Below are 11188 nucleotides of genomic sequence, written 5' to 3' on the forward strand. Positions count from 1 at the left end.
GCGGGATGGGGTGATCCTGATCAACTCCAACGCTGCGGCCAACGAGCTCTCCTGGGAGCAGAAGAGCGACTACGCCTACCGGGTCTCTCAATCTAACTATCAGACCGGCGCCGCAGGCGCGGAGTATGTAGTTGAGAACGTGGGCCGGAGGGCCTTCACCATCGGCATGGACTACGTCGCCGGCTACGAGGTAATAGAAGGTTTTACCCTCGCCTACGAGGAGGCAGGTGGGGAGGTGGTGGGGGAGGTTTTCTCGGCTCCGGGTACCACGGACTTCGCCACCTACCTGAACGACATGCGGCGGGCCGAGCCTGAGGTGGTGTTCGCCTTCCTCTCCGGCACCGACGCCATACGCTTCATCCAGCAGTACGACAGCTTCGGCCTCAAGGGCCAGATACCGCTCGTGGGTACGGATCAGCTCGGCAGTTCCCTCGTGACCGATGCCGCCGGCCGGTCGGCCGAGGACATAATTACGCGCTCGCCTTACTATCCCACCATAGACAACGAGACCAACCGCCGCTTCGTCGAGGAGTTCCAGAGCAGGCACGACCGGCTGCCCGATCTCATAGACTGCCAGGGGTACGATTCGGGGCAGGTCATAGCAAGGGCGGTGGAAGAAGCGGGGAGCGCTGAGCCCGAGGCCCTCATAGAGGTTTTGAGGGGGATCTCCATAGAGAGCCCGCGCGGTCCCATAACCATAGACCCTGAGACCAACAACCCCATCCAGAACTACTACATAGGTGAGAACGTGTGGGATGGGGAGAGGATAGAGGTTGAGGTCATAGAGACCATCGAGGAGGTCGCCATGCCGCCCAGCCCGCCGAACTAAAAAAGCCTAGCACAGTCGGAAAATGTGGCGAACGCTAAAGTTGACAATTATGTTGGCAATTTTGTATATCTGGGTTATAATTTGATTACAGGGGAGTACGGGGGCGTTTCAAAGGATAGCTCGTAGAGATTGGATAGCTATTTTCTATAGACGGTGGGGTGAGAAGGGATAAACAGTTTTACAGGGAAGGAGGTATGAGCCTAGGTATGAATGAGCGGCTTTTCAGCAGGCAAGATTTTCTGAGGATTGCTGGAGGTGCGCTGGGGGGTACGGTGGTTTTCTTCAGCGTTGCTGGTTGTGGTCCGGCTGAGGGAGGTGAGACTCGGCTCACCTTGGGACACTTCTCTTCTGAGCAGCACAACATTCACAGAGATGTTTTTGTGCCGTTTGCCGAGGAGATAGCCGAACGTAGCGAGGGACGGATTCAGGTAGATATACACCCGGGCGGCGCTATGGGACCTGCTGAGGAACAATTTGAGGCTGGCGTTCAGGGTGTGATGGACCTTTCTTATGGACTCCAAGAATACACCCCGGGGCGTTTCCCCCTTACCTCAGCCATAGTTTTGCCCTTCCTTTTCGACAACGCTGAGCAAGCCACTCGTGTCTTCTGGGAGTTGTATCAAACGGTACCCGAGTTGGCGGCCGAGTATGAAGAGGTTAAGGTGCTCGGATTGTGGTGTGGCGATCCGGGAGCACCTCACACTGTGAATCGTCCGATTGAAACGGTTGAGGATTTGCGTGGTTTGAGGATGCGCTCACCGGGGCGTACCACTAACTTAGTGCTGGAAGAAATAGGGGCTTCCCCAGTAGGCATGCCAATCACCGAGGTATACGATGCTCTGGAACGCGGAGTAATCGATGGCATGGTCTCTCCTTATTCGACCATGCACAATTATGATTTCCAGGATCTCGTTGGGCATACGGTTCCTGAGCTATCTTTCTACGTGCCTCCGCAGTTCTTCGTAATGAACAGACAAACTTGGGAGGGTCTAGCGCCAGAGGACCAGGAACTGATTGAAGAGTTAACAGGTGAGGAACTTTCCTTGAGAGGTGCAACCTCCTACGATGCGGAGCGCGAAGAAGGATTACGAGTGCTTGAAGAAAGGGGGATTGAATTACACGAAGTTTCCGAAGAGGCGCTTGCACAGTGGCATGAGGCTGGCGAGCAGGTCATAGATGGGTGGATCGAAGAACGAGAGGCTCAAGGTCTGCCTGGGCGTGAGGTTTATGAGGCTATGCTTGAGCTGAGAGACCAAAGCTAACCTTGGGCCGCTTAATAGAACAAGTCACCCATTGGTTGCAGAGGGGGGCTGCAATAGTCTTGGTGGCTATGATGCTGCTTACTGTTGCTGACGTTGTTGGGCGTTGGCTGTTAAATATGCCGATCCAAGGGACCATTGAGCTGACTCAATTAGCAATGGTAGTAATCGTCTATTTCACTTTGGCGCGTGTTGAGTACTATGATGAGCACATCACGATCAGGTTTGTGTCCGATCGCCTTCCATGGAGATGGCAGTACGTCGTACGAATCGTTGCGGGAGTAGTAAGTTTCGTGTTACTGCTGCTTCTCACATGGCAACTGTACGAGTTCGCCCTCCGTATGAGGGCTGTTGGCCTCACCAGCGATTTACTGCAGATTCCAATCTACTTGGTGGTGTTTTTAGCCGTTGCTGGCGCTGGTGTTTATGCACTAGCAGTTCTGAACAATATACTCTCCTTCGTTCGATCTACTATACCGGAACGCTCGGAGTGAGTTTGGGCTTGCTGCATGACATGAACCACTCACCCAGGTTGGGAGGAGATTTGCATGCCACCTGAGTGGGTTGGCATCCTGGCTTTCGTAGCGATTCTTATACTGCTGGCGCTTCGTGTTCCAGTAGGTTTGGCCATGATCGCAGTAAGTGCGATCGGAACTGCTTTTATTACGGGCCTCGATGTGGCATTAGTCCGCCTCGGATCAGATGCTTTCGGAGGAGCAAATAGCTATAGTCTCAGCGTGATCCCGTTGTTTATTCTCATGGGGCTCTTTCTGGCAGGTGCCCAGCTGGCTGATGACCTTTACACAGGGTTGCAAGCGTTTCTCGGAAGAATTAAGGGAGGCCTTGCTGGTGCTACGATAGGAGCTTCAGCATTATTCGGGGCCGTCAGCGGTTCGGCAACGGCCTCAGCTTCGACTATGTCCACCGTTGCGGTTCCCCAGATGCGCCAGCGCGGTTACAGCGACTCGCTTGCCACTGGTTGCGCCGCTGTAGGCGGTACATTGGGGATACTGATCCCACCGAGTGCTATATTGGTTTTCTATGGCATCCTGACAGAAGAACCCATTGGACGAGTTCTGATTGCCGGGGTTATTCCAGGAATTATGACTACCTGTCTCCTAATATTAACGGCTTATCTGCTCGTTCGTTTTAGACCACACTTGGGACCTGCTCAACATGTTGAGCAATCTTCTGTCTCACGTTTGCAGGCTATTGGACGAATCTGGCCGGTTCCGGTTATCTTTGGGCTCAGTATAGGCGGTATTTATGGAGGTGTTTTTACTCCTACTGAAGCAGGTGCGGTTGGCGCGTTCCTCTCCCTCCTGTTCGGTATTGTTACCCGCCGGCTCAATTGGCAGAGATTTTGGGAGGCTCTTGAAAAGAGTGTCCGACTTACGGCGATGATCTTTCTTATAGCCATTGGGGGATTAATGTTTGGCTATTTCCTTACCATCACTCGCATCCCGCGCAATATTTCCATCTTCGTGGCGGACCTCAATATACACCCTGCTCTTGTAATCGCAGTGATATTTTTAATCTACTTTGCGCTAGGAACTCTCATGGATGAGCTTGCCATCCTTGTAATCATGACACCGATCATATACCCGGTTGTGATCCAACTCGGCTACGACGGTGTTTGGTTCGGTGTGCTGTCAGTCATGATGTTGTTGGTTGGACTGCTCACCCCACCAGTAGGGTTGCTTTGCTTCGTGGTCAGCGGCATTACAAAGGTCCCGCTGGGTACAGTGTATCGTGGCGTAACCCCGTTCTGGATAACGTTGATTGTCGCTATTGCGTTGGTTGTGGCGTTTCCTTCGATCGTTACGTTCCTTCCCGACCGCATGTGATGTCCATAGTGAGAGGGTCGAAGCTTACGCGAAACAACGATGTTCATAGAGCTTGGAGACAAGAAACATGTGTTGCTTTAGCATGGCAGCCTAATATTGTCAGCGGTTTGGTAAAGATTGGCTCCATCCATGGTAGAGATCCACCTTGTACTTGGAACACTATTTCTTTCAAGGATCTCTTTGAATCTGCCACCGGTTTCTGGAAGTGTTGTTGAGAAGATCGATTGAACGATCTGTGAGGTGGGGACCATGCGAGTATATGAGGCAGTTGGTGAGACGCTAAAACGGCTCGGTGTCAATGTAGCCTTTGGGCTAGTTGGTAGTGGAAACTTCAAGCTTGTTGACTATATGACGAGATGTTGCGGTATTAGGTACTATGGCGCTCGGCACGAGGGAGCAGCAATTGGTATGGCGGATGGCTACGCTCGTGTGAGCGGCAAGCTGGGTGTTTGTACCGTTCACCAGGGTCCAGGCGTCACAAACACGCTGACTGCTCTGACAGAGGCTGTAAAGAGTCGGACACCGCTGCTTCTTTTGGCTGGGGATACCGCAACGGGTGCTCTGTACCATAATTTGGATGTGGATCAGGGGGGAATAGTTAGTTCAGTGGGAGCCGGGGTCGAACGGATACGCAGCGCGGATAAAACAATTGAGGATATTAATCGTGCTGTGCACCGCGCCAGAATTGAGCGGCGGCCGATCATAGCCTCTCTTCCTATAGATTTTCAGGAATATGACTGCGATATAGAGGACCCAGCCCCGTTCGTGGCAAGTGCAATGCTGAACCCTAGACCCTCTGAAGAAGCCGTCTCAGCGATGGCTGATATGCTGGAGATAGCACGTCGTCCAGTGATTATTGCCGGTCGAGGAGCAGTACTAGCTGATGCACGTGCGCAGCTTGAGGAACTAGGGAACCGGGTTGGTGCCCTTTTTGCAACCTCAGCGGCGGCCAAAGGATTTTTTGCCGGTAGTCCTTTTGACTTAGGGATCGCCGGAGGATTTGCCTCCTCGCTTGCAGTACAACTCTTCAGTGAGGCTGACCTCGTACTTTCGTTTGGAGCCAGCCTCAATAGGTGGACGATGAAGCACGGCAACCTATTTCCCTCATCGGCGCAGATTATCCATTGCGACGTTGAGCCGACATCTATCGGCCGCGTTCAGCCTGTTACTCTGGGTGTGGTCGGTGACGCGACTGAAACCGCTGAAGCTTTGCTTAGGGAGCTTGATCGTCGAAATATAAAGTCGGATGGGTTCAGGACAGAACCTGTCGTACAGCGTATCAAAGGATTCAGATGGAAGAATGATTTTGAAGAGAAAAGTGATGAGGGAACGGTAGATCCACGCTTCATCAGTTTGGCCCTTGATGAGATTCTTCCTGAAGAGCGTACCGTTGTTGTGGACGGGGGACATTTCATGGAATTCCCCACAAGGTACCTTTCGGTACCAGATGCTGCGGGATTTGTTCCCACTTGGGCTTTTCAGTCAATAGGACTTGGGATGGGGATAGGGATGGGAGCCGCTGTCGCTCGTACTGATCGCTTGGCCCTAGTTGTTATAGGCGATGGTGGTCTGCTTATGACCCTAGGTGAGATTGACGCCGCGATCCACCTTGGAATTCCTCTACTCATCGTTGTTATGAACGATGCTGGATATGGGGCTGAGGTACACCACTTCCGTTCTCTCGGTTTGCCGACTGATATTGTTCGCTTTAAAGGGAGCGACTTTGCTGCCATTGCAACTGCTATGGGGGCGAGAGGGATGCTGGTGCGCAAGCTGGATGAACTAGAGCAGCTAAAGAGTTGGTTGGCGGCTCCAGAAGGTGTCATGGTTGTCGATTGCAAGGTTAATCCAGAAGTTGAAGGAGACTTTTTGGAGGAAGCTTTCGCAGCTGAAGTGTAAATAGATGTCAAGAGCTTAAAGGCAGGCGCGCACCTTCTTCGCTTCTGAGGGTGCTACAACCTCACAGAGGTTGTCGTGGAACCAGCCGTGTAGTAGGGCGCTCGGTCGCCTGGTTTATCCTCGCCGCAATATGCTGTGAAGCCGCGTTTTGGCCGCACGCGTGATCTCGGGGGCGACCCCCAGAGCTTCGAGCAGCTGCTCTGCTGCTGCCATCTCCTCGGCCCGGCGGCGGGCGTGTTTGTAGGTGCCGTTCACGAGCCTTCGCACGAGGACCTCGTCGGCCCGCGTAAGCTCGGCGACGATGTTTTCCCACAACCACTCCTCGCAACCGGCGGCGCGCGCGGCTTCCAGGGCCTCCATGATCGCGCCGGTCATGCCCTTGACGAAGACGCTCCTTAGCAGCTTGCGCCCGGCCGCGTCCCCGGGCTCCTCGGAGACTCGCTCCACCGGCATCCCCAAGGGGTGCAGGATTCCCGCGAGGCGCTCCGCTCCCGGACCGGAGACGAAGGCGGGGGTGGAGAGGCCTCTCCCCGGGACGGTGCCCATGAGGGTGAGGTCCACGAACTCCGCCCCGGTCCCCTCGAGCATCCGGGCCAGCTCGCGCTTGAGCTGCGGGCTGCCGCTGCTGCAGTCCGCGTAGATCATCCCCTCCCCGAGCGCGGGCAGCGCCGAGCGGGCGGCCGCCGGGGAGTCGGAGGCGGGGACGAGGGCGAGCACCACATGAGCGCCGCCCACCGCCTCCTCCGGAGACCCCACCACCTCGACCCCGGCAGGGGGCTCTACGGGTCTTATGTCGTAGCCGAGCACCCTTTGTCCCCGGGCGGCGATGTCCGCGGATATCTCGCTCCCGGCCTCTCCGAGGCCCAGGACCGCGAAGCGTCGCTTCCCGCCGCTCATCAGCCGTCCGGGGCTTCTTCGGGCAGGGGGGTGGCGTAGGTGAAGAAGCTCTCGGGCATTATCGTCCGCCACGCCTGCCCTTTCTCCCGCTCCGCCTGGGTCCAGGTCACGGTCTCGTGGTCGGGGTCCAGCAGCAGCTTTATGTCCGAGATCATCTCTACCCTGTTCCCCCCCGGCTCGTAGACGTAGAGGAAGAAGGTCTGCTGGACGGCGTGCTTTGCCGGCCCGGCCTCGATAAAGATGCCCTCCTCCAGGAAGATGTCCGCGGCGCGCAGCACGTACTCGCGGCTGTCGAGCGCGTAGGCGACGTGGTGCAGCCTTCCCCCTATCCCGGCGGCGTCTATCCCCCCGTAGGCTATATCATAGGACTTCTGGGTGACGTTCATCCACGCCGCCCCCTGCCGCCCGTCGTCGAGCCTGACCTCCTCGGTGAGCCTGAAGCCCAAACGATCCCGCAGAAACCCGCTGTTGGCGTCGATGTCTAAGGCTTTGAGGTTAACGTGATCGAGCCTCCTCACCCCCACCCCCCTTGCCGGGAACTTCTGCGGCTGGTTCTTTAAGGCTGGGCGCAGGTCTTCCGGCGGCCGGTACTTCTCGGTCTTGTAGTAGATCTCCATCCGGTGCCCGTCGGGGTCGGCGAACCGGTAGGCCGGCCCGTGCCCGAGGTCCCCCTCGACCCAGCCCTCGCCGAGCCCGCTCTCCTCGAGAGAGGCGGCCCGCCGCTCGAGCGCGGCCGGGCTCGTGGCCCGCCAGGCGATGTGCCCAAGCCCCGCCCGGTCCGCGGCCGTGAGCTTGAGGGTATAGAGCGCGTAGTCGCCGAAGGCCCTGAGGTAGGCGGAGCCTCCCCGGCGTGCCACTTCCTCCATCCCGAGCACCTCGGTGAAGAACCACAGGCTCTCGTCGAAGGCGGGCGTGAGCAGCTCGACGTGCCCGAGGTGGGCGATGTCGTAGATGGGCTCCCGAACTCTCCTATCCACCCTCGACGACCTCCCTGAGCCCGTGCAGGTCGTAGGAGAGCTCCCCGGCCTCGAGCCTCTTGCGTAAGCCCTGCTCCCGCTCCTCGCGCTTGAGCGCGGCCTCGAGCACCTCCCCGGCGCGCCCGGCCTCGACGGCTACCGCCCCGTCGGCGTCCAGCACCACGATGTCCCCTGGGGAGATCCTGGCCCCGCCGACCTCGACCACCTCGTCGAGCCTCCCCACCTCTTCCTTCTTGGCCCCGCGCACCCTGACCCAGCGGGCCCACACCGGAAGCCCGAGCTCCCAGAGCTCCTCGAGGTCGCGCACCGCGGCGTCGACCAGGATGGCGGCGGCCCCGCGCGCCCTGGCCTGCACGGCGAGAAGCTCCCCCACGAGCGCCACGGGGGCGGGCTCGGGCATGGTTATGACCAGGACATCGCCGGGCTGCACCCGCTCCATCGCGGCGTGCACCATGAGGTTGTCGTCCTGCCCGCAGAGGACGGTCCGGGCCGGGCCCGCCACCTTCGAGCCGGGGACGACCTGCACGAGGGGGGCGTCTATGAGGCCGCGCTTGCCGGAGGCCTCGTAGACGGTGGCCACCCCGAGCCGGGCGAGCTCCCCGCAGACCCCGCTCACAGCGACCTCACCACCTGCGGGAGCACCCGCTGGAAGGCCTCGGCGTAGCGGATCCCCTTCTCCCCCGAGACCCTCCTCGCGTGGTTGGCCCGCTGCTCGGCCCGCTGCAGGTAGTACTGCTGCAGGTACTTCTGCGCCCGCATGGCCTCCATCGCCTCCTTCTTGCGCTCGAAGACTTCCGTTATGTCCAGGAAGGTGTCCGGCACGAAGCCGCAGAGCTCGGGCTGGTGGGGCTCGAAGAGGTAGAGCTCCGGCGGCCTTATGCCGGGGAAGGCGCTCGGGACCCCGGCCCCGGCGGCGAGCAGCCGCGCCTGCTGGACGGCCCGGTAGGCCACCGGGTGGTCGGGGTTGAAGGGGTCCTCGGGGGTGTGGGTTACGATGGCGTCGGGGGCGAGCTCCCGGACGATCTCGACGAGGCGCATGAGCGCCGCGTCGTCCACCCGGAGCGGGTAGTCCCCGAGGTCCAAACACCGAAACTCGGCCCCAAGCGCGGAGGCGGCCTTCTCGGCCTCGGTGTGCCGGATCTTCTTTACGTTCTCCACGGTCTGCTCCGGCTCCTTCCAGAGCTCCCCGGACTCCCCGCGCTCCCCGTAGGAGAGGGCGAGCACCACGGCCCTCCCCCCGGATGCGACCGCCACGGCGGCGGCCCCGCCCGCCCGCCACACGAAGTCCGCCGAGTGGGCCCCGACGACGAGGAGCGTCCTCCCCTCCGGCATCAGGCGGGCACCCTTTCCGCAAGCCTCCGGGTGTTCTCCACCGCCATGACCCTCACCTCCTCCTCGCCGAAGCCCGCCCCGAGCAGCCGGTCGGCCATGAGCGCGATCCCGTCCTCCACCGGCGGGTTCGCGGGCTGCCCGAGGTCGGTGGAGAGGAAGGAGTTCTCCACGCCGGCCGCCCGGATGTTCTCGAACATCTTCTCCCAGGAGACCTTGCCGCCGTGCGCCGGGGCGAAGCAGCGCTCCATGAGCGCCCCCTGCTCCACCAGGAGGATCTGATCCTTCGCCGAAAGGTCCTGCGAGGGGAACTCGGGGTGGGTCACGACGATCCTCCGCACCCCCTCCTCTCTCGCGGCCTCGACCACCGCGAAGATCTCATCGCGCGAGAGGTGCCCGGTGGCGAGCACCATGTCGTGGGCGGCAACCACCCTGAGCACCGCCCTGGTCTCGGGGAGCACCGCCCCCGTCTTGTCCACCGCGTGTACCGGCCCGGCGCTCACCCCCTGCTCCTCGAGCTCCCGCTGCAGCCGGGCCCAGAAAGGCAGCTTCTTGCCCCCGGAGCGGGAGAGTATCCCGGCCTCGTTTGCCGCGCTCACGGTGGGCATCCACACGAACCGCGCCCCCTCCCGCGCCGCTATCTCCACCGCCAGCGCGTTCATCCCGCCGACCGCAGCGTTCAGCGCGATGGCCCCCATGACCTCCACCCCACCCACCGCCGCCCGGACCACGCTGGCCCGCTCGGCGGTGGGCACGTAGTGGGACTTGAGCGTAAACCCGGAGAGCCCTAGCTCCCTGAAACGCCGCGCCAGACTCAGGTCGTCTATCCTGCGCCCCATCACGTCCGGGCTGATGTGCACGTGGTGGTCATAAGCCCCCCGCACGAGCTCCCGCGCCCGATCAGAGGGCCGCACGCCCGGCCCCCCGCCTGCCGGCCCGCCGCACATGTTCCCGCCCGGCAGCCCGTATCCGAATGAGAAAGACCTTAAAACCTGCCACCAGTTATCCTCCCCAGCATCCTCCGGGAAATCGTTGACAATTATGTTAACATAAGCGTAAGTGGCGCGTTGGTTTGTGTCAAGGGATGTTGTGGGGGTGGGGGTATACGCGGGGGGATGAACGGCCGTGGTAGCATTAGGAGCGGGTTGTGTGGGAGTTAGAAGAGGAAGTGAGAGGCCGTTGTCGGACGTTGCCTACGACAGGCTGTACGATGACATAACCGGTGGGAAGCTACAGCCGAACGAGCGCCTGATCGAGCTAGACCTCGCGCGCGAGCTCGGCATAAGCCGGGCTGCGGTGCGGAATGCGCTCATCCGGCTGGAGCAGGAGGGGCTGGTCAAGCGCGAGCCGAACCGGGGGGCCAGGGTGCGGCTCGTCTCCGAAGAGGAGGCGGTGGAGATACTTGAAGCCAGGATGGCGCTTGAATGCGTGGCCGTGCGGCACGCCGCTCTGAACCGCACGCCGGAGGACATCGACGAGCTGCGGGCGTTGCTCTCGAAGATGGAGGATCATCTAAAGAGAGGAGATCTGCTGGCCGCCTCCGACGTTAACGGGCAGTTCCATCGGCGCCTGATCGAGATCGCAAACCACTCCACCATCTCCAGATTGTTGAAGATGCTCAACTCCCAGCTGATAAGGTTCCAGTACCGGACCATCCTGACCCCGGGACGCCCGCCCAGCTCACTCGCCGAACACAGAGCCATCTTCGAAGCCGTCGCAGCCGGAGACCCAGACGCAGCAGAGAAGGCCATGCGAACACACCTCTCACGGGTCGCCAAAGCCCTGAAGCAGACGGCCGCCGAAGCCCGCTCCCCCTGAAGACGACCCCCCCGAAACACACGAATCCCTCGCACGGTATATAGTTGTCAATTTTGTTGACAATTTTGTTTGGGGTGATCTAAACTTCCTTTACGTCGAGAGGGGACGCCGGCTTGGATATCCGGCATGTATAGCTGAGAGATTTAATTGGTATTTGAACTATAACAGAGGGGCGAACAGAATATCTCGGAGGGATGTGTTTTCGTAGACGGGAGGGAGAGTCGGGTGGGGTTTGTACGATGAGTGAGGCCCTGGAGATAGGGGACGTGAGGTACGAGGTAATACCGCTTGCCGGGGTGGAGGAGCTGGTTAGCGAGCACGTTCCAAAGGAGG

General features: G+C 59.7%; 11 protein-coding genes. 6 read left to right on the forward strand and 5 right to left on the reverse strand.

Features of this window, described 5'->3' with window-relative positions; all coding sequences use genetic code 11:
- The 5 genes from E0L93_RS15390 to E0L93_RS15410 all read left to right on the forward strand — a co-directional run.
- Window positions 1-829 (forward strand): ABC transporter substrate-binding protein (locus tag E0L93_RS15390; RefSeq protein WP_132692973.1); only part of this gene is annotated, 829 nt, incomplete at its 5' end.
- A gap of 206 nt (window positions 830-1035) precedes the next feature.
- Window positions 1036-2091, forward strand: a complete 1056-nt coding sequence (locus tag E0L93_RS15395; RefSeq protein WP_165874421.1) for a TRAP transporter substrate-binding protein — start codon at window positions 1036-1038, stop codon at window positions 2089-2091.
- Window positions 2092-2159: 68 nt separating this feature from the next.
- Entirely contained in the window at window positions 2160-2582 is a 423-nt protein-coding gene (locus E0L93_RS15400) for a TRAP transporter small permease (protein WP_243638272.1), read from the forward strand.
- A 54-nt stretch (window positions 2583-2636) separates the two neighbouring features.
- Complete coding sequence (locus E0L93_RS15405; RefSeq protein WP_132692976.1) at window positions 2637-3935, forward strand: TRAP transporter large permease; 1299 nt, start codon at window positions 2637-2639, stop codon at window positions 3933-3935.
- Between the two features lie 249 nt (window positions 3936-4184).
- Entirely contained in the window at window positions 4185-5834 is a 1650-nt protein-coding gene (locus E0L93_RS15410; protein ID WP_132692977.1) for a thiamine pyrophosphate-binding protein, read from the forward strand.
- A gap of 114 nt (window positions 5835-5948) precedes the next feature.
- On the opposite strand, the gene E0L93_RS15415 is transcribed toward E0L93_RS15410, so the two are convergent.
- From E0L93_RS15415 to E0L93_RS15435, 5 genes are read right to left on the reverse strand one after another with little or no spacing between them, the layout of a single operon-like run.
- On the reverse strand, window positions 5949-6731 hold the full coding sequence (locus E0L93_RS15415; protein ID WP_132692978.1) for a DUF1932 domain-containing protein: 783 nt from the start codon (window positions 6729-6731) through the stop codon (window positions 5949-5951).
- Window positions 6731-7708, reverse strand: coding sequence for a catechol 2,3-dioxygenase (locus tag E0L93_RS15420; RefSeq protein ID WP_132692979.1), 978 nt, complete (start codon window positions 7706-7708; stop codon window positions 6731-6733). Before E0L93_RS15420 ends, E0L93_RS15415 begins: the two co-directional genes overlap by 1 nt.
- Window positions 7701-8324 carry a 4-carboxy-4-hydroxy-2-oxoadipate aldolase/oxaloacetate decarboxylase gene (locus tag E0L93_RS15425; RefSeq protein WP_132692980.1) on the reverse strand — a complete coding sequence of 208 codons (624 nt, stop codon included), beginning with the start codon at window positions 8322-8324 and terminating at the stop codon, window positions 7701-7703. The genes E0L93_RS15420 and E0L93_RS15425 overlap by 8 nt, the downstream gene beginning before the upstream one ends.
- Window positions 8321-9040 carry a PIG-L deacetylase family protein gene (locus E0L93_RS15430; protein ID WP_132692981.1) on the reverse strand — a complete coding sequence of 240 codons (720 nt, stop codon included), beginning with the start codon at window positions 9038-9040 and terminating at the stop codon, window positions 8321-8323. The genes E0L93_RS15425 and E0L93_RS15430 overlap by 4 nt, the downstream gene beginning before the upstream one ends.
- Window positions 9040-9984 (reverse strand): DUF6282 family protein, encoded by a 945-nt coding sequence (locus E0L93_RS15435; protein ID WP_132692982.1) that lies wholly within the window; start codon window positions 9982-9984, stop codon window positions 9040-9042. The genes E0L93_RS15430 and E0L93_RS15435 overlap by 1 nt, the downstream gene beginning before the upstream one ends.
- Before the next feature lie 232 nt (window positions 9985-10216).
- On the opposite strand from E0L93_RS15435, the gene E0L93_RS15440 reads away from it, so the two are divergent.
- Window positions 10217-10855, forward strand: a complete 639-nt coding sequence (locus tag E0L93_RS15440) for a GntR family transcriptional regulator (RefSeq protein ID WP_132692983.1) — start codon at window positions 10217-10219, stop codon at window positions 10853-10855.
- The last annotated feature ends 333 nt before the right edge of the window (window positions 10856-11188 follow it).

The sequence above is a fragment of the Rubrobacter taiwanensis genome, assembly GCF_004337705.1.
Taxonomy (GTDB): domain Bacteria; phylum Actinomycetota; class Rubrobacteria; order Rubrobacterales; family Rubrobacteraceae; genus Rubrobacter_C; species Rubrobacter_C taiwanensis.